This window comes from Oerskovia sp. NPDC060287, from assembly GCF_042726775.1.
Classification (GTDB): domain Bacteria; phylum Actinomycetota; class Actinomycetes; order Actinomycetales; family Cellulomonadaceae; genus Oerskovia; species Oerskovia merdavium.
Genome location: NZ_JBHXBO010000007.1, coordinates 19,693 through 44,449, shown reverse-complemented (window position 1 = coordinate 44,449; position 24,757 = coordinate 19,693). Strand labels below are relative to the sequence as shown.

The 24,757-nt window shown below is 74.2% G+C and carries 18 protein-coding genes; 8 read left to right on the top strand and 10 right to left on the bottom strand.

Translation table 11 applies throughout. The annotated features are described in order from the left end of the window. Positions 1-69: 69 nt before the first annotated feature. A complete protein-coding gene (locus ACFWFR_RS01450; protein WP_056649293.1) occupies positions 70-2,373 on the bottom strand; it encodes a sodium-translocating pyrophosphatase in 2,304 nt (767 codons plus the stop codon). Positions 2,374-2,583: 210 nt separating this feature from the next. On the opposite strand from ACFWFR_RS01450, the gene ACFWFR_RS01445 reads away from it, so the two are divergent. The 3 genes from ACFWFR_RS01445 to lysX all read left to right on the top strand — a co-directional run bounded on the left by ACFWFR_RS01445 (position 2,584) and on the right by lysX (position 8,356). Continuing rightward, the gene (locus ACFWFR_RS01445; protein ID WP_377618336.1) at positions 2,584-3,336 is read left to right on the top strand and encodes an RNA polymerase sigma factor; all 753 of its coding nucleotides are present in this window, start codon (positions 2,584-2,586) and stop codon (positions 3,334-3,336) included. After that, the gene (locus tag ACFWFR_RS01440; RefSeq protein ID WP_377620718.1) at positions 3,333-4,814 is read left to right on the top strand and encodes a hypothetical protein; all 1,482 of its coding nucleotides are present in this window, start codon (positions 3,333-3,335) and stop codon (positions 4,812-4,814) included. The genes ACFWFR_RS01445 and ACFWFR_RS01440 overlap by 4 nt, the downstream gene beginning before the upstream one ends. A gap of 164 nt (positions 4,815-4,978) precedes the next feature. After that, positions 4,979-8,356, top strand: coding sequence for a bifunctional lysylphosphatidylglycerol synthetase/lysine--tRNA ligase LysX (lysX, locus tag ACFWFR_RS01435; RefSeq protein WP_377620716.1), 3,378 nt, complete (start codon positions 4,979-4,981; stop codon positions 8,354-8,356). Positions 8,357-8,442: 86 nt separating this feature from the next. On the opposite strand, the gene ACFWFR_RS01430 is transcribed toward lysX, so the two are convergent. Beyond that, positions 8,443-8,682, bottom strand: coding sequence for a hypothetical protein (locus ACFWFR_RS01430; RefSeq protein ID WP_377618331.1), 240 nt, complete (start codon positions 8,680-8,682; stop codon positions 8,443-8,445). Positions 8,683-8,971: 289 nt separating this feature from the next. Between ACFWFR_RS01430 and ACFWFR_RS01425 the strand changes: the two genes are divergently transcribed. After that, on the top strand, positions 8,972-10,630 hold the full coding sequence (locus tag ACFWFR_RS01425) for a D-alanyl-D-alanine carboxypeptidase family protein (RefSeq protein WP_377620714.1): 1,659 nt from the start codon (positions 8,972-8,974) through the stop codon (positions 10,628-10,630). 7 nt (positions 10,631-10,637) lie between these two features. Here ACFWFR_RS01425 and ACFWFR_RS01420 read toward each other — a convergent pair whose 3' ends face one another. The 3 genes from ACFWFR_RS01420 to ACFWFR_RS01410 are packed head-to-tail and all read right to left on the bottom strand — an operon-like array spanning position 10,638 to position 13,076. Then, positions 10,638-11,492, bottom strand: coding sequence for an alpha/beta fold hydrolase (locus ACFWFR_RS01420; RefSeq protein WP_191800739.1), 855 nt, complete (start codon positions 11,490-11,492; stop codon positions 10,638-10,640). 13 nt (positions 11,493-11,505) lie between these two features. Continuing rightward, complete coding sequence (locus ACFWFR_RS01415; RefSeq protein WP_377620712.1) at positions 11,506-12,303, bottom strand: DUF998 domain-containing protein; 798 nt, start codon at positions 12,301-12,303, stop codon at positions 11,506-11,508. After that, positions 12,300-13,076, bottom strand: coding sequence for a TetR/AcrR family transcriptional regulator (locus tag ACFWFR_RS01410; protein ID WP_191800735.1), 777 nt, complete (start codon positions 13,074-13,076; stop codon positions 12,300-12,302). Before ACFWFR_RS01410 ends, ACFWFR_RS01415 begins: the two co-directional genes overlap by 4 nt. 135 nt (positions 13,077-13,211) lie before the next feature. Here ACFWFR_RS01410 and ACFWFR_RS01405 point away from each other — a divergent pair, with 135 nt between their 5' ends. After that, the gene (locus ACFWFR_RS01405) at positions 13,212-16,310 is read left to right on the top strand and encodes a DEAD/DEAH box helicase (protein ID WP_377620710.1); all 3,099 of its coding nucleotides are present in this window, start codon (positions 13,212-13,214) and stop codon (positions 16,308-16,310) included. After that, positions 16,307-17,098, top strand: a complete 792-nt coding sequence (locus ACFWFR_RS01400) for an SWIM zinc finger family protein (RefSeq protein WP_377620708.1) — start codon at positions 16,307-16,309, stop codon at positions 17,096-17,098. The genes ACFWFR_RS01405 and ACFWFR_RS01400 overlap by 4 nt, the downstream gene beginning before the upstream one ends. Before the next feature lie 13 nt (positions 17,099-17,111). Here ACFWFR_RS01400 and rlmC read toward each other — a convergent pair whose 3' ends face one another. Then, complete coding sequence (gene rlmC / locus ACFWFR_RS01395; RefSeq protein ID WP_377620706.1) at positions 17,112-18,236, bottom strand: 23S rRNA (uracil(747)-C(5))-methyltransferase RlmC; 1,125 nt, start codon at positions 18,234-18,236, stop codon at positions 17,112-17,114. A gap of 120 nt (positions 18,237-18,356) precedes the next feature. After that, positions 18,357-19,118 (bottom strand): putative protein N(5)-glutamine methyltransferase, encoded by a 762-nt coding sequence (locus tag ACFWFR_RS01390; RefSeq protein ID WP_377620704.1) that lies wholly within the window; start codon positions 19,116-19,118, stop codon positions 18,357-18,359. A gap of 99 nt (positions 19,119-19,217) precedes the next feature. Here ACFWFR_RS01390 and ACFWFR_RS01385 point away from each other — a divergent pair, with 99 nt between their 5' ends. Beyond that, positions 19,218-20,564, top strand: coding sequence for a M18 family aminopeptidase (locus tag ACFWFR_RS01385; RefSeq protein WP_377620724.1), 1,347 nt, complete (start codon positions 19,218-19,220; stop codon positions 20,562-20,564). 299 nt (positions 20,565-20,863) lie between these two features. Then, positions 20,864-23,581, top strand: a complete 2,718-nt coding sequence (locus ACFWFR_RS01380; RefSeq protein ID WP_377620722.1) for a DEAD/DEAH box helicase — start codon at positions 20,864-20,866, stop codon at positions 23,579-23,581. Positions 23,582-23,602: 21 nt separating this feature from the next. Here the strand turns inward: ACFWFR_RS01380 and ACFWFR_RS01375 are convergent, their stop codons facing one another. The 3 genes from ACFWFR_RS01375 to ACFWFR_RS01365 all read right to left on the bottom strand — a co-directional run bounded on the left by ACFWFR_RS01375 (position 23,603) and on the right by ACFWFR_RS01365 (position 24,602). Next, positions 23,603-23,956, bottom strand: a complete 354-nt coding sequence (locus ACFWFR_RS01375; RefSeq protein ID WP_377618315.1) for an Rv3654c family TadE-like protein — start codon at positions 23,954-23,956, stop codon at positions 23,603-23,605. After that, the gene (locus ACFWFR_RS01370) at positions 23,953-24,270 is read right to left on the bottom strand and encodes a TadE family type IV pilus minor pilin (RefSeq protein ID WP_377620702.1); all 318 of its coding nucleotides are present in this window, start codon (positions 24,268-24,270) and stop codon (positions 23,953-23,955) included. The genes ACFWFR_RS01375 and ACFWFR_RS01370 overlap by 4 nt, the downstream gene beginning before the upstream one ends. Positions 24,271-24,389: 119 nt before the next feature. Continuing rightward, a complete protein-coding gene (locus ACFWFR_RS01365; protein ID WP_225219868.1) occupies positions 24,390-24,602 on the bottom strand; it encodes a DUF4244 domain-containing protein in 213 nt (70 codons plus the stop codon). Between the last annotated feature and the right edge of the window lie 155 nt (positions 24,603-24,757).

Below are 24,757 nucleotides of genomic sequence, written 5' to 3'. Positions count from 1 at the left end.
GTGCTGGGCTGAGGGAGCGGGCAGGGCGATCGCCCTGCCCGCTCCTGACGGCTGGTCGGCGGACGAGCCTCAGCTCGTGCGCACCGCCTGCGGCTCCTCGGACATCTGCTCGCGGTCGACGCGCGCCGCGCGCAGCCTCGACAGGATGACCGCCCCGAACGCGATGCCCGCCGCGACCACCGCGATGCCGATGCGCAGGGTGTGGTTGGCGTCCTCGGGGACGCTCAGGAGCACGACAGCGGGGGCGATGAGCACCGAGACCAGGTTCATGACCTTGAGCAGCGGGTTGATCGCCGGACCGGCCGTGTCCTTGAACGGGTCGCCCACGGTGTCGCCGACGACGGTCGCCTCGTGCGCCGGGGACCCCTTGCCGCCGTACGCGCCGTCCTCGACGATCTTCTTCGCGTTGTCCCACGCGCCCCCGGAGTTCGCCAGGAAGACCGCCATGAGCACGCCCGCGCCGATGGCCCCCGCGAGGAAGCCCGCGAGCGGGCCCACCCCCAGGCCGAAGCCCACCGCGATGGGCGCGAACGCTGCCAGCAGGCCGGGCGTCGCGAGCTCGCGCAACGAGTCGCGCGTGCAGATGTCGACGACCTTGCCGTACTCGGGGCGCTCGTCGTACGTCATGATCCCGGGGTGCTCGCGGAACTGGCGGCGCACCTCGTAGACGATCGCACCGGCCGCGCGGGTCACGGCGTCGATCGCGAGGCCCGAGAACAGGAAGACGGTCGCCGCCCCGAGGATCACGCCGACCAGGGTGATGGGCGAGATGATCGAGTAGTCGAGCATCGAGACCACGAGCCCACCGGCCGGGTTCGTGATGTCCGCGAGCGCCCCGCCCACCGCGTCCGCGTAGGACCCGAACAGCGCGGTCGCCGCGAGGACCGCGGTCGCGATCGCGATGCCCTTGGTGATGGCCTTGGTCGTGTTGCCCACGGCGTCGAGGTCGGTGAGGATCTGCGCGGCCTCCGGGTCGCCGTCGCCCGCCTCGCCCACGGACATCTCGTAGATGCCCTGCGCGTTGTCGGACACCGGACCGAACGTGTCCATCGCGACGATCACGCCCACGGTCGTCAGGAGCCCGCAGCCTGCGAGCGCGATGAGGAACAGCGAGAGCCAGACCGAGCCGCCCGCGATGAGGAAGACGCCGCAGATGGCAGCCGCGATGATGCCCGCGGTGTAGACCGCGGACTCGAACCCGACCCCGATGCCGGACAGGACGACCGTGGCCGCCCCCGTGCGCGAGGTGGCGGCGACGTGGAGGGTGGGCTTCGACGTCGTGCCCGTGAAGTAGCCCGTGACCCACAGGATGATGCCCGCCAGGACCACGCCGATGAGGACCGCGAGCGCCGCGACCACGCGCGGGTCGCTCGTGACGTCGCCCAGGTCCGCGGTGCCCGACAGCTCGGAGAACGACGACGGGAGGTACGCGAACGCCGCGACCCCGGCCAGGACCGCGCCGAGCAGCGCCGAGAGGTAGAACCCGCGGTAGATGGCCCGCAGGCCGTTCTCCTCGCCGCGGATACGCGTGATGAACACGCCCAGCACCGCGACGAACGCGCCGATCGCCGTGACGATCAGCGGGAAGACGAGCCCCTGCTCACCCATCGCGGCCTTGCCCAGGATGAGGGCCGCGACGAGCATGACGGCGTAGGACTCGAACAGGTCGGCGGCCATGCCCGCGCAGTCGCCCACGTTGTCGCCCACGTTGTCCGCGATGGTCGCCGCGTTGCGCGGGTCATCCTCGGGGATCCCCTGCTCGACCTTGCCCACCAGGTCGGCACCGACGTCCGCCGCCTTGGTGAAGATCCCGCCGCCCACGCGCATGAACATCGCGAGCAGAGCAGCCCCGAACCCGAACCCCTCGAGCACAGCCGGCGCGTCCCCTCGGTACAGCAGGACGACCCCTGCCGCACCGAGCAGCCCTAAACCCACGACGGACATCCCCACCACGCCTCCGGTGCGGAAGGCCACGCGGGCCCCCTCGGCACGGCCGCCGGGTCTGGTCGCGGCCGACGCGACGCGCACGTTCGCGCGCACCGCGAGCCACATCCCCAGGTACCCGATGCACGCCGAGAACCCGGCGCCCACGAGGAACGCGACCGAACGCCCTACCTTGATGCCGGCGTCCCCCGGCAGCAGGAACAGGAGACCGAACACGATGACCGCGAACAGGGCGAGCGTGCGGAACTGCCGGTTGAGGTAGGCCGACGCCCCTTCCTGGATCGCTTGCGCGATGTCCTGCATCTTCGCGGTCCCCTCGGGCGCCGCGAGGACCTGACGTCTGAGCACGAAGGCGAAGACCAGCGCGGCGAGCCCGATGGCCCCGATCACCGCGACGATCGTGAGACTGGTGGAGCTGAGCGTGAGCATCCGTCCTCCTTGACGACTGCTGGACCGGGGTCACCGGCTGACCTCCGGCACCCCCGGAGGATGCGCCCGAGTCTAGCCATGTGTGGCGCACGTCACGCGACGTCGTGCAGGTCTTCACGAGAGAGCACCCCAACGATCCGGCGCGGCCGACCGTCATGATCAGTGACACCACCCACCACGGGTGGTCACGCACAGGACGAAGGGGGATCGGTGGCCACCTGGGACGACGAGCTCGCCGCGCTGACAGCACAGCGCGGGCAAGCGCTCACGGGGTACGCCTACCTGCTCTGCGGGAACAGGCGCGATGCGGAGGACGTGGTGCAGGACGCACTCGTCAAGGTGTTCTCACGGCTTCGTGGAAGGGGCCCGACGGCGTCCCGACAGCCCGCGCCGACGTCGCCCTCGGGCGGGACGAGGCTCTTCACGCTCGACGACGCCCCCCGCAGCGAGGCCGAGCGCCCCGTCGCACACCTCGAGGGGTACGTGCGACGGGCGATCCTCACGCTCTACCTCGACGGCTACCGCCGTCGACGGAGCTGGCTCGGGCTGCGGCACCTCGTCGGGCAGCGGGAGTCCGTCCCCGGCCCGGAGGCACCTGCGTCGGCCCGCGCCGACACGGCCAAGGCGCTCGCGGGGCTGACGCCGCGCCAGCGCGCGTGCGTCGTGCTCCGGTACTACGAGGACCTGACCGTCCCCCGCATCGCCGAGGAGCTCGGGTGCGCCGAGGGGACCGTCAAGCGGCACCTGTCCGATGCGATGACCGTCATGCAGCAGACGCTGGGGGCAGCTGCCCCGGCCGTGCCGGCGCTGCCGGTCGACGCCACGACACCGGCCCGGCCCGGCCCGGCCCGGAAGGCGGAACGGACGACGGAACCGGCCTCGCCGTCCCGCGCGAAGCCACCCACCACACCGGCACAGGACCTGCCGACCCCCGCAGCGACGAACGGGAGGAACACCCAGTGAACGCCACCCACATCGGCCCCTGGAACCACGACGACGAGCTGCGCAGCGCCCTGCGCGACCTGGTCGACGACGCGTCCCTCCCGGGGCTCGACACCCACCTGGACGTCGTCCGCGGACGCACGCGCCGCCGTCGGGCAGCGAAGAAGGTCGCCCTGGGGGCGACCACGCTGTGCGTCGCCGGGGCGCTGGGCGTCGCGGCGATCACGCTCCCGCAGGGAGTCCGACCCACGCCCGTCGCTCCGGCCGAGTCCCCGTCCCCCTCGGCGATCCCGACGCAGACGCCCGCATCGCCGACCTTCCCTGCAGGGATCGACGCCACGGCTCTCGCGTGCCAGCAGCCTGCCCCGATCCCGACGGGCGACGACCTGCCCGCCCACCTGAGCGTCGGGGTGCCCGCCCTCACGGCGCAGACAGCCGGCTCCGTGACCGCACCGGTCCTCCTGCGGTTCGACGGCGACGCGCGCCTCCGGTACGCCGACTCGGCCACGGGCGCGTACATCGTCACCCAGGGCGGGGTCATCGTCAGCTCGCCGCTCCCTGCTGCCGAGACCACGGGTGAGGCCACGCCTGCCCCAGGCTCCTCGGCGACCTGGGAGCTCGAGCTCGCTTCGTCCGCGTCGTGCGACCCGACCACCACGCAGCCGTCGCCGCTCCCGGCGGGTGACTACGAGGTGTTCGCGCTGCACCGGTTCCCGCTCACGGGCTACTCGGCCCTCCGAGCGGACGGGACCTGGGACGAGGAGACGACCGGGGCCCTGTTCGACGGGTGGCTCGTCGCCGAACCGGTCCCGCTGACGATCGCTCCCGAGCCGGACCCGGTCACCCCCGCACAGGAGCCGGTCGTCGTCCGGGACGCGATCGGTGCCGACACCTCGGCGGTCTTCGCGGCCTTGCGCAGGGCCGCCACGACGGGCGCCCCGGTCTCGCTCGACCTGTTCGCGCACACGCCCCTGACCGACGGCCCTGCCGGCGTGCGAACTCTCACGATCGAACCGAACACGGAGACCGGCGGACGGCCTCGTACGACGAGCGACGACGGGTGGAGCCTGGAGCTTCACGGCGGCGCCCTGGTCCCCGACGACCTGCAGGACTGGGAGAGCTTCTCCCGGCTGCTCGGTACCTTTACCGCGACCTTCGACGGCTCGGGGGCCAAGCCGATCATCACGCTCCAGGAGATCGTCGGCGCGACACCGGTGGCTCCACCGCCGGCACTCGAGGACCGGGCCGTCTGCTCCGCCTTCGAGTCGAGCTTGAACGGAACGGGAGAGGTCAGCGCCATCGCCCAAGCCGACGTCGTTGCGCTCGCCGCCGACCCGGCGCGAGCCGTGGACTCCTCGGTCTACCGAGAGATCAAGGCTCGGTGGATCGCCTCACCGCGTGTCTGGTGGGCGATCCAGTCGAGCGCGGAGACCATACGGAACTGGCACCTCGGTGGGGACGCGATCATGGGAGCCTGCGGGGGCTACTGGAGCCACTGACCGACGCTGGACGCAGCGGCCCCGCTCGCCCCGGAGAAACCTCCGACGGCGAGCGGGCCGCCCGGCTCCCGGCGACGGTCAGTGCCACGGCCGGACTCGCTCCACCTCTCGCAACCAGAGCTCCTGCGCTTGAATGGGTGCACCGTCGTCCTCAAGGAGCACGCATGCCCCGCTCGACCTCACTCTCTCGCACGTCTGCTCCCCCCTGGGCGGAGGCGGTCGCGTCCTGGACGGGCCGGATCGTGCAGGCCGTCGCGTTCTGGCTCGTGCTCGCGCTGATCCTGCTCCTGTTCGCCCCGGGCTTCGTGCGGACCGTGAGCGACTGGCTCGCGGTGCTGAACCTCCCCACCTTCCCGAGCGTGTTCTCGGTGGTCCTGGTCGGGGTGATCGCGAGCGGTCTCCTACGCAGGCAGCGTGCGGCCCTGTGGTTCGTGGTCCTCCTGTGGCAGCTCCCGGTCGCGGTGCTGGGGCTCGCCGTCGGCCTCCTGTGGGTGTTCGACGACGACAAGCAGGCCCTGCGGTCGGACGGCCTGGTCCTGACTCCCCTCGAGGTCGCGTCCTGGATCGTGGCGGTCGCAGCCGTGATCCTGCTGATCGCGGCCCGCTCGGCGTTCCCGGCGAAGGTCAGCAAGGGGGCCTGGTGGCGGGCGATCCTCGTGCTCGTCATCGGTGTCGCGCTCTCCGCGTTCGTCACCCTCCTCCTCCTGGAGGTCGTCCCGAACACGCTGCACGGGATCCGCAACCGGGTGAACTGGAGCCTGTCGGTCGCGACGGGCCTCGCGCCCAGCGACTACCCGTTGCACGCCGACGGCATGGGCCCCGCATGGCTCGCCCTGCTCGCAGGCCTCATCTCGGCCCTGGCGCTGGTCCTGGCGATCGCGGTGTTCATGCGCTCCGCCCCGCACGATGCCAAGGTCGAGGCCGCGGACGAGCTCGCGGTGCGCAAGCTCCTGCTCGAGCACCCGAGCGACGACTCGCTCGAGTACTTCGCGACCCGCTGGGACCGCAGCGCGGTCTTCTCGCAGGACCAGCGGGCGGCGATCTCCTACCGGGTCATCTCGGGAGTGTGCCTCGCGGCGGGCGACCCGATCGGTGACAAGGCGAGCTGGCCCGACGCGATCGAGCAGTGGCGTGCGCACGCCCGCCGGTTCGGCTGGGTCCCCGCGGTGCTGTCGACGAGCGAGCTCGGCGCCAAGGCCTTCCAGGCGGTGGACCTGCACCCGATCGCGCTGGGCGACGAGGCCATCATCAACACGCGCACGTTCAACCTCGACGGCCCGGCCATGCGGTCCGTCCGGCACGCGGTCGCGCGCCCGGAGCGCGAGGGCTACCGCGTCCTGGTCCGCCGCCAGTCGGAGATCGCCCCCGACGAGCTCGCGAAGCTGGTCGCCGTGGCCGACGAGTGGCGCCACGGCGAGGAGCGCGGATTCTCGATGTCGTTGAGCCGCCTCGGAGATCCCGCGGACCCGCGCGAGATGATCGTCTCGGCGCACGACGCCGACGGGAACCCGCGCGGCCTGCTGTCTTTCGTGCCGTGGGGACGCCGCGGCCTGTCGCTCGACGTCATGCGCCGCCACCCGCAGGCCGTCAGCGGCGTCACCGAGTTCATGGTCACCGAGCTCGTGGCCGCGGGCCGCGGCATGGGGATCGACCGCATCTCGATGAACTTCGCGATGTTCCGCGGGTCGTTCGAGCAGGGCGCCCGCATCGGGGCGACCCCGGTCCAGCGCTTCAACCGGCGCGTGCTGCTGATCGCGTCGCGGTTCTGGCAGCTCGACTCGCTCTACAAGTCGAACGAGAAGTACCTGCCGGACTGGAAGCCGCGCCTGCTCTGCTACCAGAACGCGGGACAGCTCACGCAGGTCATCTTCGCGGTCGGCCAGGCCGAGGGCTTCCTGCCGAACACCCCGAACCTCCTCCACCGCCGCGACCGGTCCCCCGACCTGCACCGGCCCGAGGTCTCCGCGGCCTTCGCCGAGGCCGTGCGCGCCCAGGAGACCGCGCTGCTCACGGTCTCGGCGCCCACGCGCCGCCTGACCGAGCAGCAGGCCACGCGGCACGCCAAGCTCGGCGTCCTGCGGACCGCGGGCATGGAGCCCTACCCGGTCTCGGTCCCCCGGACGGTCTCGATCGGCGAGGCCGTGCGCCTGGGCGCCCGCGTGCCCGACGTCGGCGCACCCGCGGGGGCGAGCACCTCTCCCGGCGACGTGCCCTCCGCGGGCGACCTGTCCGTCGTCGGGCGCGTGGTGCGGCTGCGCGACCACGGCGGCGTGATCTTCGCCGACCTGCGCGAGGGCACCGACGAGATCCAGGTCATGTTCACCGCGGACCGGCCGGGCCCGGACCTCGCGCTGTGGCGTCGGGCCGTCGACCTGGGCGACCAGGTGAGCGTCACGGGCGACCTGACCCGCAGCCGGCGCGGCGAGCTCTCGATCCACGGCACCGCCTGGTGCATGGCCTCCAAGGCCCTGACCTCACCCCCCGACAAGCACCGGGGGCTCGCCGACGCCGAGGCCAAGGTCCGGCTCAAGCACATGGAGCTCGCCCTCGACACCCGCACGGCCCAGGTCCTGCGGGGCCGCAGCGCGGCCGTGAAGTCGCTGCGCGACTCGCTCGCGGCGCGCGAGTTCATCGAGGTCGAGACCCCGATCCTGCAGCGCGTGCACGGTGGCGCGAACGCCCGCCCCTTCACGACGCACATCAACGCCTACGACGTGGACCTGTACCTGCGCATCGCGCCCGAGCTGTTCCTCAAGCGGCTCGCGATCGGCGGGGTCGGCAAGGTGTTCGAGCTGGGCCGCAACTTCCGCAACGAGGGCGCCGACGCGACCCACAACCCCGAGTTCACGTCGCTCGAGGCCTACCAGGCGTACGGCGACTACACGTCGATGCGCGTCCTCACCCGTGACCTCATCATCGAGGCCGCGATCGCGGTGCACGGCGAGCCGGTCTCACGCCGGGCCGACGGGACCGTGGTCCGGCTCGACGGCGAGTGGCCCGTCCACACCGTGCACGGGGCCGTGTCCCGGGCGGTGGGCCAGGAGGTCACGCCAGACACTCCCCTCGAGACGCTCCAGGCGATCTGCGAGGAGAAGGGCGTCCACTGGACCCCGACCATGACGCACGGCGCGATCGTCACCGAGCTGTACGACGCGTTCGTCGAAGGGCAGACCGTCGAGCCCACGTTCTACACGGACTTCCCGCTCGAGACCTCGCCGCTGACCCGCACGCACCGCCGCGACCCGCGGCTCGCCGAGCGGTGGGACCTCGTGGCGTTCGGCGCCGAGCTGGGCACCGCGTACTCGGAGCTCATCGACCCTGTGGACCAGCGCGAACGCCTCACGCAGCAGTCCCTGCTGGCCGCCGCGGGCGACCCCGAGGCCATGGAGGTCGACGAGGAGTTCCTGTCCGCCCTGGAGTTCGCGATGCCGCCCACGGGCGGGCTCGGGATCGGGGTCGACCGCGTCTACATGATGCTCATCGGTGCGAGCATCCGCGAGACGCTCGCGTTCCCGTTCGTTCGGCCGTCGGGCCGCGGCTGAGCGAGAGCTCGTCGGGGGCGGGACCGAGATCGGTGGGGTAGATCGACGGCGAGCCCGACCGATCCCGGTCCGGCGTCCCTGGGACGTCACGCCCGACGGCGCCTCGAAGCGAGCACCATCCCGAGCGCCATCGAGACCAGGGCCACCCCGACGAGGAAGGGCTCCCCCGGGCCCGCAGCGGCGAAGGCCCCGCCTCCGGCCGCGAAAGCCAGCACGAGGGCGGTCATGGGGACAGCGACGCGACCCTCGGGCGAGCGCTGCTTCTTGAGATGGTCGAGGACCACCCCCGTGCCCGCACCGAACACCACGGCGAACAGGTACAGCATCGTCGTCCTCGCTCCCGTGCCGCCCGTCGGCATCCGGCCAACCTTCGCGTATCGGACCGGTCCTGGCCAGTCCGACGTGCCGCCGAGGGATGCTCCGCACGAGTTTTCCGCACCACCGTGCGGAGAGATCGTCGTGGGGTGTGGATGGCGTCACACAGAGCGATAACGAACGGGTAACGTAGGCGACGATCGGGCGCAGCACGGACGGCAACGACCACTGGCTCCCGCACCACGGCAGTCAGCAGCGTCCTCCCCCGGGAGGCCGTCCAGAGCACAGGAGTCACCTCAGGTGGAAACGTCCGCACCGGTCCAGCAGCGCCCGCACGGCGCCGCGCCGACCCCCACGCGGCGTCAACGTCAGGCCGAGCTCCGAGCACGCGAGCTCGCCGCAGCAGGCCTCGAGGGACGCGCCCACACGGACTCGCTGCACGTCGAGCACCGCCACACCGCGCCCCGTCCTGCGACGTTCGCGGTGCCCCAGGTCGCCGCTCCTCCGGCCCCCGTCGAGCCGTCGCTCTCCGTCCCGGCCCACTTCGCCGGCTCGCACCAGGCACCAGCCCCCGCCCGCCCGGCCCCTGCCAGCCCGGCCGTCTCCCCGGCCGCCGCGGCCCGCGCCATGGCCCCCGTCGAGGCTCCGGTCGCAGCCCGGCCCGCGGCTCCCCGCGTCTCGCCCTTCCCGCCCACGGGCATCCAGCGTGCCGCCGAGCCCGTCGCGCCGCTGCAGACACCCTCAGGTGAGATCCCGGTCGTCCTGGTACCCGCCCCGACCCCTCTGCGCTCGACCCCCACGCCCGTCGTCGCGGCCCCGCAGAGCCCGGTCGTCGAACCCGCGTCGTACGACGCGGCGACGGTCGAGCACCCCTTCGCCCCTCTCACACGACGTGAGCGCAAGACCGGCGGACCGGCTACGGGTCCCACCCCGGTCGTTGCCACGGCAGCACCGACGCGCGGACCTCTGTTCGGCTCCAAGTTCGTGGCCCGCGCGGCGACGGGTGCAGCCTTCGTGGGTGCCCTGGCGTGCGTCCCTCTGGTGCTTCCCAGCACGGCCTCGGGGGACTTCGCCCCTGGCGGCATGCGGACGGACCTCGCGGACGACGAGGCCGGCGACACCACGACCGAGCTCGCCCAGCAAGAGGTCGACGCCGAGGAGCAGCTCCTCAGCCAGGCGCAGGACCTCCTCACCCGCGCCGACGGCCCCGCCGCAGACCGGGCCACGAGCCCGCAGGACCTCGCTGACGCGAAGGCCGAGCTGGCCGCGCTCACCGAGTCCCTGATCGCCGAGCGCGCCCAGGGCACGGACCGTGCCTCGCGTTCGAGCGAGCGCACAGCCCTGACGACGGAGACCGCCGCAGAGGTCGACACCGAGGCCGCCGCCCCGGCGACCAGCGAGGACGTCGCCCGCGCGGCGAACCGGGTCGCGGTCCTGCTCCAGGACTTCGGCGAGACGGGCGCTTCCGGCGTCACGCCGGCTCCGGCGACCCCCGGCGAGCTCGCGGCCGAGCGCCGCGTGCGCGCGGCGAACCTGCTCGCCCAGTGCGGGTCCACGAACTACGCGAACGGCAAGATCCCGGCTTCCGCCCTGACGACGCTCTCGTTCGCTCGCAGCCACATGCTGCGTTGCGACGCGGCGGCGATGCTCGAGGAGCTGTCCGCGGCCTACCAGCAGCGCTTCGGCGAGCCGATCGGCCTGACAGACTCGTACCGCTCCTACGCCAGCCAGGTCGCGACCCGCGCGGCCAAGCCCGGCCTCGCGGCAGTGCCCGGCACGTCCAACCACGGCTGGGGCCTGGCGATCGACCTGACCTCTCCCGCGTCGAACCCCGGCTCGGCCCAGTACAAGTGGCTGCGCGCCAACGCCCCGCTCTACGGATGGGACAACCCGGCCTGGGCCCGGACCAACGGTTCCAAGCCCGAGCCGTGGCACTTCGAGTACGCGTCCGGCTGGTAGCCGGCACTCAGGCGAACGCCGCCTCCACCGTGGGGGCCACGGCCCCGTCGGGAACCTCTCCGCGCAGGACCTGCGCGACGACGTCCGGACGGGTGAGCGGGAACATGTGCCCCTCGCCGCGCAGGCCGTAGACCTTCGCGCCCAGCCGAGCGCCGAGCTCACGCTCCTCGCGCAGGAACGCCCCCTGGCCACGCCGCCCCCAGCCGACGAGCTGGACCGGGCGCACGGCGAGCCTCTGCAGCGCGCCCGCGTCACGCGCGAAGAGCTCGGTGACCCGTTCTGCCTGCGCCCAGCTCTGCTCGTACTGCCCGGTGAGCAGGCGCCACGCCTCGGGCGTGCCGTAACGGCGGACGGCCTCGTCGTCGGGCAGCGGGTCGGGGCGGTGCGTCGCGTCGTACCAGGCCCGACGACGCAGCGCGGGCCCCCACCTCGTCACCGCGGGGCAGCGAGAGAGCAGCAGGCCGCTCGTGTGGACGACCCGTTCCGCGAGGAGCGTCAGTCCCACGGGGGCCGGACGCTCGGGACGCCGCGGGAGGAACGGGGTCGTGGGGTCGAGCAGCAGCACGGCGCCGACCTCCTCGGGGTGGGTCAGCGCCCACTCGATCGCGGCCAGGCCACCCACGCTGTGCCCCACGAGCCCGACGCTGCCCGGCGCCTGGGCCTCGACCAGCCCGAGCTGGGCACGGACCTCCCCGACCGGGGCCGTGACGGCGGTGTCCCAGGAGTCGAGCACCAGGACCGTCGCGTCCGGGTACTGCTCACGCACCACGCGGGCGACGGGCTCCATGTCCGAGGGGGCGAGCAGGAGACCCGGGAGGACGACCCAGGTCGTGGGTGCCGGTGCGATGATCGCCGAAGCCATGCGGCACAGTCCATCACGGCTCGCTGTGCGCCACCGGGGAGCGCGCTGTGCCGTCCTGGGGAGCATCTGTCTCCGGTGCGCGCCGGCGCGGCCGGCGCAGCGTCAGGACCTGCACGGCCAGCACGAGCACCACGGAGAACGCGACGACCTGGACGCGCTGCACGATCCCGGTCCCGACGGGGAGCGGGCTGCCGAACAGGCCGATCGTGCCGGTCACGACCCCCAGGAACGGTCCCAGCGCGCCCGCGAGGCGCGCCGAGAAGCCGAGGAGGGTGCGCCGTCGGGCACGCGCGAGCCACACGACCCCCGCGCTCGCGACGAACGAGCTGACTCCCGAGGCCACGCTCGAGAAGGTGTGCGCCTCGTGAGCGAGGCTGAGCTCCCCGGCCGCCTCGCGTGCCGCGCAGTCGCCCACCGAGAGCGCGCAGTCGAGCGGCAGCAGGGCGTCCGCCACGGTCGCGAGGCCGAACGCGACGAACGCCCAGAACGTCACCTTCTGCCCGAGGGTCGCGGCCGGCGCGCCCGCCCGGCGGGCGCGCACGTACGCCGTCCCCAGGAGGGCGAGGCCCACGAGCACCAAGGCTCCCGACGCCACGTCGGTGGACCGGAAGAGGGGTGAGGTGGCCTGGTCGAGCGCCGCGAGCTCGGACAGGTACGACCGCGCGGGGTCGAGGGGCCAGCCCGCCGCCGCCTCGACGACGACCCCCAGGTAGAGGATCCCGGCGAGGGCGAGCAGAACCTGCGCAGCCGAGACCAGCCGAGCGCCCGGACGGCCCGCGCGCGACCCATCGGGTGAGGGCTTCGAGCTCATGCGACCAGGGCCTCGACGCCCGCGACGATGCGCTCGATCCCGAAGTCGAGCTCGGCCTCGGCCGAGTACGCCGACTGCTGCGCCTCGCCGACCGTCGCGCCGACGCGGCCCGCGACCGTGAACGTGCTCATCGCGCTGATGCGCTCGAGGAGCGGGGCGTTCGCGGCCCACCACTCGTCGTCGGTCTGGCCGCTGGCCTCGTGTGCGGCGCGGGCCGCGCGAGCGCGGCGTGCAGCGGTGGTCGCCTGGCCCACGACGAGCGTCACGGTCGCGTCCATCGCGACGTCGTCGAGTCCGACTCCCTCGATCGCTCGGAGCTCGACGTCGTACTTGCGGGTCTCGCCCGGTCCCAGGACGGGGCGCGCGAGGTCGACGTCGAGGAGCCACGGGTGGGCCGCGAACAGGTCCCAGTTCGCGCGGGCCACCGATCGCAGCCGGTCCTGCCACGTCGTCCCCGTCGCACGCCCCTGGGGATAGAGCTCGCCGTAGGCACGGTCGACCACCAGGTCCACGAGGTCGTCCTTGTTCTGCACGTAGGTGTAGAGCGACATGGTGCCGATGCCCAGCGCGGCCGCGACCTTGCGCATCGAGAGCCCCGTGAGCGCCCCGTCCTGGTCCGCGAGCCCGACGGCGGCACGTGCCACGTCGTCGGGCGTCCGGGACTGCTGGGGGCCCCGCGCGCCACGGTCGGCGTGCAGACCCCAGAGAAGGGCGAGGGTCCGCGCGGGGTCGCGCGGCGCGGGGGGAGCTGGGCTGGGCGTGGGGGTCGGCACGGGCTGCCTCCTCGGTCGGGGTCAGGGATCATCGAGGAGTGCCCGACGTTCACCCGAACTGTCGGGAATGATCTGCGTACATCGTACGTTGATCGGCTCGGGAAACGTCGACGGACGGCGTACCAGGAAGGCCTCGTGACCCCAGCAGCCCCCCTCTCGACGGGACCGACCGCGCCACGACGGGGCGCCGGCGCCGCCGCTCTCGCCTCGCCCGAGCACTGGGACCGGGGAACGGTCGACGACCTGCTCGACGCGTGGGCGTCGGGCGACGCGTCACCCGACGAGGTGTTCTGGGGCGCGGTGTGCGCCGAGGCACTGAGCCATGTCGCGGCTGGGCGCCTGGTTCCCGTGGTCCGGGAGGACACCGGGAGGTCGACGGGCACCGGCGGGCCGGCTGCCTCGGCCGGAGCGGCGAGACCGGCCGAGGCCGACGGTGCGCCGCCCTCGGTGGGGTGGCGGGTCGGCCCGCTCGACGGCCCCTCGCTCGACCGTCTGGACGCGCTCACCGAGGCCATGCCGTCCGACGGGCGAGGACCGGGCGCGACGAGCGGCACGGGCACCCGGACTTCCCTGGTCCGGGGCGCCATGGATGCCGTGGCCGACACCCTGGTCCGGGAGGTCGGGGCGAGCGTCGGAGCACCTCGCGGGGTGGCGCGCGGCCTGGTCGCGAGGCCGGGAGCCGGCACGAGCCGGGGTGCCGCCGAGGCGCTCGCCGCCGACGCGGTCGACGGCCGGCGGGTCGCCGCCGACGCGGCCCCCGTCCCCGACCAGCTGGTGGCCTGGGTGCACGATGCCACGGCCCTCCTCGACCCCCGCGTGGCCGTGAGCCTGCGGCTCGAGCCGCTCGTGCTCCGCACCGCCGGTCCACGGGCCGCTGAGGACGACCCGCTGCCTGCCGAAGACGACCGTCACGAGGACCTGGCCACGTGCGACTGGCGCGCGACCGTGGTCGTCCGCGGCCCCGCCGGGTCCCGCACCGCTGACGAGCTCTGGGCCGCGGCCCGGTCCGGCACACGAACGCGCGAGGCGCAGGAAGAGGTCGGCGACGTCCTGGTCCGCCTGCGCGCGGGAGCGACGGCCTGGCCTCCGCTCGACGAGCTGCTCGACCAACCCGTCCCCCGCGCGCTCGTGCTCGCCCCGGCCGACGTCCGCGAGCTCCTCGCCGAGGGCTCCGCGTCGCTGGCCGCGACCGGGATCGCGGTCGAGTGGCCCGCAGGCCTCGCAGGTCATGTCCGGTCGGTCGCGGTCTTCTCCCCGACCGAGGTCCCCGGTGACGACCCGGCCGGTGAGCGCCGGGCCCTGCCCGCTCTGCTCGGATCGTCCGGCCTCAGCCGTCAGCGTTCCGTCCCGTCGTCGCCCATGACTCTCACGCACGAGCTCACGCTCGACGGTGTACGGCTCACCGCGGCCGAGCGCGAGCACCTGGCGCGCGTCCACGCGGAGGGGCGCTCCGCCGTCGTGCGGCTGCGGGGGCGCTGGGTCCTCGCGGACCCGGCCGCAGCCACGGCCGCGACGCGACGCACGCCCCAGCCCGTCTCCGCGCTCGACGCCGTCGCGGCCGCGCTCACCGGGGTCGCCCGCGTGGGCGACCAGGACCTCGCCGTGACCCCGACGCCCTGGCTCGACCGCCTGCGCGCCGAGCTCGAGGACCCTGCCCCGGCGCGCGACGTCGTCGTCCCCCCGGGGCTCCGCGCGACGCTGCGCGACTACCAGCTCGACGGCCTGCGCTGGCTCGCACGCCTGACAGGGCTGGGCCTGGGCGCGTGCCTCGCGGACGACATGGGCCTGGGAAAGACCGTCACGCTCATCGCGCTGCACCTGCACCGCGCTCGCCCCCGGCCCGACGACGTCGCAGGTCCCACCGGGGAGCGCGCGGGCACCGGACCCACCCTGGTCGTGTGCCCGGCCTCGCTCCTGGGCAACTGGGAGCAGGAGATCCGCCGGTTCGCACCGGGCGTCGCGGTGCGGCGCTTCCACGGCGCGTCGCGCGACCTGCGCGGGGTCGCCGACGGGTTCGTGCTGACGACCTACGGGACCGTCCTGTCGGACTCGTCCCAGGCCGCCCCCGTGCTCGCGGCGCACGGCTGGGGGCTCGTCGTCGCGGACGAGGCCCAGCACGTCAAGAACCCGGGCTCGAGCACCGCGAAGGCCCTGCGGACGATCCCCGCCGAGGCGCGCGTCGCCCTGTCCGGGACCCCCGTCGAGAACAACCTCACCGAGCTGTGGGCCGTCATGGACTGGCTCAACCCCGGCCTGCTGGGCTCGCGCGGGCAGTTCCGGCGCCGGTGGGCCGACCCGATCGAGCAGACCCGCGACCCCGTGCTGGCCGAGAAGCTGTCCCGTCTGGTCCGCCCCTTCCTGCTCCGACGACGCAAGTCCGACCCGGGGATCGCGCCCGAGCTGCCGCCCAAGACCGTGACCGACCAGGTCGTGCCCCTCACGGCCGAGCAGGTGGGGCTCTACGAGGGCGCCGTGCGGTCGGCGCTCGACGAGATCGACCGCGCCGAGGGTATGGGGCGCCGCGCCATGATCGGCGGCCTGCTCACGCACCTCAAGCAGATCTGCAACCATCCGGCCCAGTACCTGCACGAGGACGAGCCCCGGCTCTCCGGACGATCGGGCAAGCTCGACGCGTTCACCGAGCTCGTGGCGACCGTCCGGGCCGAGGAGGGCGCGATCCTCGTGTTCACGCAGTACGTCGCGATGGCCCGGCTCCTCGAGTCCTGCCTCGCGCGTCGCGGCGTCCCGACCATGCTGCTGCACGGTGGGACGCCCGTGGCCCAGCGCGAGCAGATGGTCGCCCGGTTCCAGAGGACCACGGAGATGCCGCCCGTGTTCCTGCTCTCGCTCAAGGCCGCAGGCACCGGGCTCAACCTCACGCGGGCCGACCACGTCATCCACTACGACCGCTGGTGGAACCCGGCCGTCGAGGAGCAGGCCACCGACCGGGCGTACCGGATCGGTCAGACCCGGCCCGTCCAGGTGCACCGGCTGACGAGCGAGGGAACCATCGAGGAGCACATCGCCCGCATGATCGAGTCCAAGCGCGAGCTCGCCGACGCGGTCTTGGCACCGGGTGGGGTCGAGGGCGCGATCTCCGAGCTCAGCACGGACGACCTGGCCGAGCTCGTGGCGCTGCGGGCGTCCGAGGGTGAGCGTTTCCCCGCGAGCGACCTGCCCGGCACCGCCGGCGACGAGCGATCTCCCTCTGCAGGAGAGAGGGGGCACTCATGAGCGCCGTGGGCTTCCCGGCCTTCCCGCCGACCGGTACGGCGACCAAGGGCGCCGTACGGCGCGGACAGTCCTGGTGGGCACGCTCGTGGGTGCGCGCGATGGAGGAGTTCGCGCTCGACGCGGGTCCGCTCAAGAAGGGGCGCGCCTACGCGCGGACCGGTCGGGTCGGTCCGATCACGGTCAGCCCTGGCGCAGTCCAAGCCCGCGTACAAGACGACGATGGGGAGATGTACCACACGGTCGTGTCGCTCGAGCCGCTGACCGACGACGAGTGGGACAGGTTCCTCGAAGCCCTCGCCTCACGGTCAGGACGCCTCGCAGCCCTGCTCGCAGGTGAGATGCCACGGGACGTCGTCGCCGCGGCCGTCGACGCCGACGTCACGCTGCTCCCCGGGATCGGTGACCTCGAGCCCGAGTGCGACTGCCCCACCTGGGACCTGCCCTGCCTGCACGCGGCGGCGCTCAGCTACCAGGCCGGCTGGCTGCTCGACGCCGACCCGTTCGTGCTGTTCCTCCTGCGCGGCCGGTCGCGCGAGCAGGTGCTCGACGCGTTGCAGGGGATCTCGGCGAGGGGCGCCGGGACGGGAGCGACGCCGTCGGGCCCGCGGGTCCTCGGCGAGCTGCCTCCCCCGCCCGACGTCCCCGAACCGCCCGTCGCGGCGGACCTGCTCGTCGGCGTCCCGGACCGGACCCCCGACGGGACCCCCGTCGACGTCGCAGGGCTGCGAGCCGTGCTCGCCGCGGCGGCTCTCGACGCGGCCGAGCGGCTCACGGCCCGGGACCGCTGAGGGCCTCGGGCGCTCAGGCGCGCTCGAGCAGGACCATGACCTCGTAGTGCGAGGTCTGCGGGAACATGTCGAGCACCCGGCCACGCACCGGGCGCAGCGACGGCATGGCCGCGAGATCGCGGGCCAGCGACTCGGCGTTGCAGCTCGAGTAGACGACCTGCCGCACGGTCGAGGTCTCGAGCCACCCCGCGAGCTCCGCGCCGATCCCGCGCCGCGGCGGGTTCACGATCACCAGGTCAGGGACCCGCTCGGCCGCGAGAGCGAACGCGGTCGCGTCACCCGCCCGGAACGTCAGGTCGTCGAACCCTGCCTGCTCGGCGCTGCGCTCGGCACTCACGATCGCCTCGCGGCTCGACTCGATCCCGACCACCTCGCGCCCCGGCGCCGCACAGTGCAGCGCGAACCCGCCGACCCCGCAGTACAGGTCCCACACGCTCGCTGGCGCGGCCTCGTCGACCCACTCGCGCCCCTGCCGGTACAGCGCAGCGGCGACCTCCGTGTTCGTCTGGAAGAAGCTCTGCTGACGCAGGTGCATCTCGATGCCGTTGACGCGCATGGTCAGGGTGTCGGCCTCGGTGAGCAGGATCTCCTGGTCCCCCTCGAGCGCGGCCTTGTGCTCGGGCAGGATGTTGGCCGACACCACACGCGCCTGCGGCAGCGCGTCGAGCAGGCTCGGCAGGTGCTTGCGCAGCCGCGAGACCGGCTCCTGCGAGCGCAGCACGAAGCGCACCATGAACTCGCCGTCGGGCGACTGCGTGACCAGCACGTTCTTGAGCTCACCGCGTCGCGTCGTCACGTCGTACGGCGTGAGGGCGGCGCGCGTGACGAACGCTGCGAGGACGGGGAAGACGGCCTGGAGGTCCGCCGGGTACAGGCCGCAGTCCTGGAGGTCGACGCCGCGCCCGCCCGCGTCGAGGATGCCGAGCGTCGGGTGCTCGACCGTGCCGCCGACGACCATCTTGGCCTTGTTGCGGAAGCCGGACTCCTGGCTCGGGAACGGGCGGTCCCACCGCAGTCCCCCGTGCGCCGCGAGGAGGTCGCCCGCGTGCCGCTGCTTGTCGGCGAGCTGCGCGGCGTAGCCCTGCCCCATGAGGGTGCACGAACGGCACTCGTGGGCGTCGAAGTGGGGGCACTGCATTCCCCCGAGTCTACGGGGCGGGCCTCACGGGCCGGCCCTGCGCGGGCCGGCCCCGGACGTGGGCCTCGGACCTGCACGGGCCGGGACGTGCAGGCCGGGCCGGGCCGGGACGGTCGACCGCTACCCGGGGTTCGTGCCGACCACCACGGTCGCGCCGAGGTCGTCGTCGGTCACCGTCCGGGCGACCAGCCCGGCCTGCTCGAAGAGCCCGACCGCGACGGGGGCCTGGCGCTCGCTCGTCTCGATGAGCAGGTGGCCGCCCGGGGCGAGCCAGGCCGCGGCGTCGGCGGCGACCCGTCGGTGCACGTCGAGCCCGTCGGCACCCCCGTCGAGCGCGACCCGGGCCTCGTGGAGCCTGGCCTCGGGGGGCATGGTCTCGATCGCGTCGGTCGGGACGTACGGGGCGTTGACGACGAGCACGTCGACCGTTCCTCGCAGCTCTTCGGGCAGCGCGTCGTACAAGTCGCCCTCGTGGACCTGTCCGTGAAGGTTCCGGCGCGCGCACCGAACGGCCGCGGGGTCGATGTCCGCGGCGTGCAGGTCGATACCGGGACGGGCTGCACGCAGCACCGCGCCGAGCGCGCCCGTGCCGCAGCACAGGTCCACGACCGTCGCGTGCTCGGCCGTGAGGTCCCGGGCCGAACCTGCGAGGAGCTCCGAACGCCTGCGCGGCACGAACACCGTGGGCTCGACGAGGATGCGCAGGCCGCAGAACTCGGCCCAGCCGAGGACCTGCTCGAGCGGGAGCCCCGAGACCCGGTGCGAGACCATGTCGTCGAGCTCCGCAGGAGAGGTCGCCGCGGCGACGAGCAGGTCCGCCTCGTCCTCGGCGAACACGCAGCCCGCGGCGCGGAGGGTGAGCACGATCTCTGCTGGGGTCATGGGGGGCTCACGCTACTACCCGGTGGGAGGGACGCGCGGGCGGATAATGGACACGTGCCCGACGCCGCAGCCCCCGTCCCCGCCCGCCCCGCCTCTCCCGTGGTCGCCACCCCGCGGGGTCCGTCCCCGCAGGCCCGCGCCCACGCCGAGGACCTCGCCCGGTTCGTCGAGGCCTCGCCCTCGTCGTTCCACGCGGCCCGAGAGGTCGCCCGCCGCGCGGTCGAGGCGGGCTTCACGCTGCTCGACGAGGCCGACGCCTGGCCGCTCGCGGGCGCGGAGGGGCGTTACGTCGTCGTGCGCGACGGTGCCGTCATCGCGTGGACGACGCCCGCGGGGGCCAGCGCCACGACCCCCTTCGCGATCCTCGGCGCGCACACCGACTCCCCCGGCTTCAAGCTCAAGCCCAAGCCCACCACGGGCCGCGAGGGCTGGTGGCAGGCGGGCGTCGAGGTGTACGGCGGCCCTCTGCTCAACTCGTGGCTCGACCGCGAGCTCGAGCTCGCCGGGCGCCTCGTGACGCTCGACGGCCGCAGCCACCTGGTCCGCACCGGTCCCCTGCTGCGCATCCCGCAGCTCGCGATCCACCTCGACCGCGGCGCCAACGACGGTCTGACGCTCGACAAGCAGCGCCACACCCAGCCGGTGTGGGGGCTCGGCGCGCTCGGCGCCCCCGACGCGGACCTGCTCGCGCTCCTCGCCGAGCACGCGGGCGTGCGGGCCGCGGACGTCGGCGGGTACGACCTGGTCGTGGCCGACACCCAGGCCCCGCGGATCTTCGGGGCGCACGAGGAGCTGCTCGCCTCGGGGCGGCTCGACAACCTGCTGTCGGTGCACGCCGGGCTCACGGCGCTGCTCGACGTGGCGGCGGGGGCGCCCGGGGCGTCTGCCGGGGCCGGCCACCGGGGGCGGCACGAGACGCCCGTCGCCGTGCTCGCGGCGTTCGACCACGAGGAGATCGGCAGCGAGACCCGCTCGGGGGCCAGCGGCCCCTTCCTCGCCGACGTGCTCTCGCGCATCAGCGCCGGGTTCGGAGCGAGCGAGGAGGACCGGCACCGTGCGCTCGCGGGGTCGCTGTGCGTGTCGAGCGACGTCGGCCACTCGGTCCACCCCAACTACCCCGAGCGCCACGACCCGGCCAACCGGCCGCTGGCCGGCGGCGGCCCCATCCTCAAGATCAACGCCAACCAGCGGTACGCGACCGACGCCCACGGCGCGGCAGCCTGGGCCGCCGCCTGCGCCGCGGCGGGCGTCCCGAGCCAGGAGTTCGTCTCGGAGAACACCGTGCCGTGCGGGTCGACGATCGGGCCGCTCACCGCGACCCGGCTCGGGATCCGGACGGTCGACGTGGGCGCGCCGATCCTCTCGATGCACTCGGCGCGCGAGCTCACGGCCGTCGCGGACCCGTACTACCTGTCGCGGGCGATCAGGCAGGTGTTCGCGGGCTGAGGAGGGCGGGCGGGCGCTACGGCGGCCCTGCCTGCCCTGCCCGAGTCGCCGAGGTAGAACGTCCTGCGCGAGGTAGAACCCCTCGCGTACTACGTCGCGCAGGACGTTCTACCTCGCGGTCCCGGGGGCAGCGTCCGCGCGACGGTTCGGCCCGGCACGCCCCAGGTGGGAGACTCGAAGACGTGCCCAGCCCGTCGCGAACCCCGGAACCGGACGCCGCGTCGACCAGCCCGTCGCGCGGCTCCTCGCCCACCGGCGACCCGGACGCTCGCGACCGCACCAGCACGGGTCTCCCGACCGTGCCCGACCGTCCCGGCGCCCTGCTCGACGTCCTGCTCGCAGGCGGCCGCCGCGCCGACCGGCTGACGCACGTCGAGCACCTGCCCGGGCGCCCCGGTCAGCACGCCGACTGGCCCGGCTGGGCCGACGCCTCGCTCGTGGCGGGCTACCGCTCGATGGGCGTCGAGCGACCGTGGGCGCACCAGGTCGAGGCGGCCGAGGCCGCCTGGTCGGGCCGGCACGTCGCGCTCGCGACCTCGACCGGCTCGGGCAAGTCGCTCGCGTTCTGGCTGCCCGCGCTCACCGCGGTGCGCGCCGACCGCGCGGCCGAGACGCTGGCCCCCGGCCGGATCGAGAGCACCCGGTCGCGCGGCACGGTCCTCTACCTGAGCCCGACCAAGGCCCTCGCGGCCGACCAGGTCAACGGTCTCCAGCGCCTGCTCGACGCGTCGCGCGCGAACGACGTCAAGGTCTCGACGTGCGACGGCGACACCTCGTTCGAGGAGCGCAAGTGGGTCCAGGAGTACGCCGACGTCGTGCTGACCAACCCCGACTTCCTGCACTTCGCGCTCATGCCCAACCACCGCCGCTGGGCGCGGTTCCTGCGGAACCTGCGCTACGTCGTCGTCGACGAGGGGCACTCCTACCGGGGCGTGTTCGGGGCGCACGTGGCGCTCGTGCTGCGGCGGCTCGCCCGGCTCCAGGCGCACTACGCGCCGGCGCCACCAGCCGGGTCGTCCGCTCCGGCCGGCACCCCCCGGAACCGCCTCACCTTCGTCGTCGCCTCGGCCACCACGGCCGACCCCGCGGCGAGCGCCGGCCGGCTCATCGGGGTCCCGCCCGAGCAGATCGTCACGGTCGACACCGACACGAGCCCCGCGGGGCGCAAGACGTTCGCGCTCTGGCAGCCCCCGGAGGTCCTGGGATACGAGGCCGCGCAGGCCCGCGCCGCGGCGGCGAACGACCCGGCGGCCGACGCGGCACTCGCCGAGGCCCTGCTGATCGACCCCACGGCCCACGACGAGCTGGGCCTGACGAGCGACCCCGACGAGCCCGCGACCCCCGGCGACCCGCCCGAGCGCCCGCGCCGGTCCGCGACCGCCGAGGCCGCGGACCTCCTGGCCGACCTCACGGCCGCGGGCGCCCGCACGCTCGCCTTCACCCGGTCTCGCCGCGGGGCCGAGGCCGTCGCGACCCAGACCCAGGACCACCTGCGCGTCGTCTCGCCCCAGCTCGCGCGCCGCGTCGCGGCGTACCGCGGCGGGTACCTGCCCGAGGAGCGCCGAGCGCTCGAGCAGGCGCTGCGCAGCGGCGCGATCCGGGGCCTCGCGACGACCAACGCGCTCGAGCTGGGCGTCGACATCTCGGGCCTCGACGCGGTCCTCATCGCGGGCTGGCCGGGCACGCGCATGTCGGTCTGGCAGCAGGCGGGCCGCGCGGGGCGGGCAGGAGCCGACGGCCTGGTCGCGTTCGTCGCGCGCGAGGACCCGCTCGACACCTACCTCGTGCACCACCCCGAGGCGATCTTCGCGGCCCCGCTCGAGGCCACGGTGTTCGACCCCGCCAACCCGTACGTCCTCGCGCCGCACCTGTGCGCGGCGGCCGCCGAGGTCCCGCTGCGACAGTCGGACCTCGCCGTGTTCGGCGACCCCGCCGCGGTGACCGAGCTCCTGGGCGTGCTCGTCGCGCGGGGTGCGCTGCGCCGTCGGGCGTCCGGGTGGTACTGGACCCACGCCCAGTCCGCCGCCGCGATGACGGACCTGCGCGGCTCGGGCGGCTCGCCCGTGCGCGTGGTCGAGTCCGGCACGGGCCGCCTGCTCGGCACGGTCGACGCGGCCTCGGCCGACGGGTCGGTCCACGACGGCGCGGTCTACGTGCACCAGGGCGTGAGCTACGTCGTGGAGACCCTCGACCTGCGCGACGGCGTCGCGCTCGTCGCACGCCGGGACGTCGACTTCGGGACGTGGTCGCGATCCGTCACGGAGATCGCGATCCACGGGATCCGCGACGAGGGCCAGGGCGAGGCCCAGGCCTCGGTCGGTTCGGCTCCGTCGGACGACGGCCCGACGGCGGAGGCAGCCCCGTCGGACGACGGCCCGACGGCGGAGCCCACTCCGGGCGACGAGCCGTCCGTCCCGCAGGGCTCGGCACCGAACGACGCCGCACACCCTGCGATCCAGCGCTGGTGGGGCCCGATCGGCTGGGGGTTCGGGCCTGTCGAGGTCACGAGCCAGGTCGTGAGCTTCCAGCGCCGACGCCTGCCGGACCTGCAGATCCTGGGTGTCGAACCGCTCGACCTGCCCGAGCACACGCTCCCGACGACCGCCGTGTGGTGGACCGTCCCGGCCGAGGTCCTCGAGGCCGCGGGCATCGACGCCGAGACGGCGCCGGGAGCGCTCCACGCGGCCGAGCACGCGTCGATCGGCCTCCTGCCGCTGCTCGCGACGTGCGACCGCTGGGACCTGGGCGGGGTGTCGACCGCGATGCACGTCGACACCGAGCAGGCGACCGTGTTCGTGTACGACGCCTACCCGGGCGGCGCGGGCTTCGCCGAGCGGGGCTTCCGCCTGGGGGCGACGTGGCTGCGCGCGACCCGGGCCGCGATCTCGCGCTGCCCGTGCACGGACGGCTGCCCCGCGTGCGTGCAGTCGCCCAAGTGCGGCAACTTCAACAACCCGCTCGACAAGGCCGCGGCTGTCCGCCTGCTCGACGCGGTGCTCGCGTACGCGCCTGCGTGACCGTGGCCCGAGCCCGACGAGTCACCGTGCCGACGCCGGTCCCGCCCGTGCCGCGGCCCGCGCCGTCCCCAGCGCCCCGGCCCATCCCGTCGCCTCGCGCGTGACGTCGACCCTGACCACCCCGTCGCCCTGCTCGACGCACGCCACGACCACGGCGCCGTTGCGCTCCGCGGTCTCGCGCGCCGTCGGGCACGCGTCCCAACCCCCCTGGAGGGCGGTCGCCCCGGCGACGGCCGCGAGGTCCGCTGCCGTCTGAGCCTGTCCCCGCGCGCCCTGCGCGGACGACAAGGCCGCGAGCGCGAGCCCCAGGACGAGCGCGACCGCGATCAGACCGAGTGCGAGCACGGTCCCCGAACCCCGGTCGCCGGGCCTCACGGCTCGTTCCACGCGACCGCGGCCCCGCGTGCCTGGAGCGGCGAGCTCGACAGCCAGCCGCCGACCACGGGCTTGGCGACCCGCACCTCGACCCACGGGTCGCCGCGCGAGACGGTGACCGTGGCGTCCGCACCGGCCACCTGCCCGACGACGGCACGCACCACCGAATCGTCCTCACCGATCGCGACGGCCCGGGCTGCGGCGCGAGCGGCGTCGGCGGCCTGGAGCTGCGCGTTCGCCGCCGCGGCGAGCGTGAGGACGGCCACCAGCACGAGGACGACCGCGGGCAGCGCCAGGGCGAGCTCGGCGGTCACGGTGCCGCGCTCACGGTCCGGTGACCTCCGTCCCCGCCCCTGCCGACGCCGCGACCGACCCCGCGTCCGCTGCCGCGAGGTCGCCGACCGTGGCGCCCACGTGCTGATGGCCGTCACGCTCACCCGATCGACAGGGCGCGCTGGATGATGCCGAGCAGCATCTCGCGCACCTCGCCGCTCTTGAGGATCGCGATCAGCAGGCCCGCGAACCCGACGGCGGCGATGGTCGCCACCGCGTACTCGGCGGTCGCGAGACCGGACTCCGGATCGTCACCGCGGACGCGGACGAGCAGCCCCGCTCCCGTCGCTCTCGCTCGGTGCATGGCCTTCATGGGTGCCTCCTGGCTCTCGTGGCCCGCCTGTCGCGGGCCGTGCCGCCCACTGTGGCGAACGGCGGCCCTCGCGCGCTGGGCCGAGGGTCGCCGCTGTGGAGCGGCACCCCGCGGGAGATCCTGTGGACAGCCCGCTCGCAGGGGCCAGGCGCTCC

Excerpts from the sequence above, each read along its gene's own strand:
- ACFWFR_RS01450 (WP_056649293.1), bottom strand. The coding sequence starts at position 2,373 with ATGCTCACGCTCAGCTCCACCAGTCTCACGATCGTCGCGGTGATCGGG.
- lysX (WP_377620716.1), top strand. The coding sequence starts at position 4,979 with ATGCCCCGCTCGACCTCACTCTCTCGCACGTCTGCTCCCCCCTGGGCG.
- ACFWFR_RS01430 (WP_377618331.1), bottom strand. The coding sequence starts at position 8,682 with ATGCTGTACCTGTTCGCCGTGGTGTTCGGTGCGGGCACGGGGGTGGTC.
- ACFWFR_RS01420 (WP_191800739.1), bottom strand. The coding sequence starts at position 11,492 with ATGGCTTCGGCGATCATCGCACCGGCACCCACGACCTGGGTCGTCCTC.
- ACFWFR_RS01415 (WP_377620712.1), bottom strand. The coding sequence starts at position 12,303 with ATGAGCTCGAAGCCCTCACCCGATGGGTCGCGCGCGGGCCGTCCGGGC.
- ACFWFR_RS01400 (WP_377620708.1), top strand. The coding sequence starts at position 16,307 with ATGAGCGCCGTGGGCTTCCCGGCCTTCCCGCCGACCGGTACGGCGACC.
- rlmC (WP_377620706.1), bottom strand. The coding sequence starts at position 18,236 with ATGCAGTGCCCCCACTTCGACGCCCACGAGTGCCGTTCGTGCACCCTC.
- ACFWFR_RS01390 (WP_377620704.1), bottom strand. The coding sequence starts at position 19,118 with ATGACCCCAGCAGAGATCGTGCTCACCCTCCGCGCCGCGGGCTGCGTG.
- ACFWFR_RS01365 (WP_225219868.1), bottom strand. The coding sequence starts at position 24,602 with ATGAAGGCCATGCACCGAGCGAGAGCGACGGGAGCGGGGCTGCTCGTC.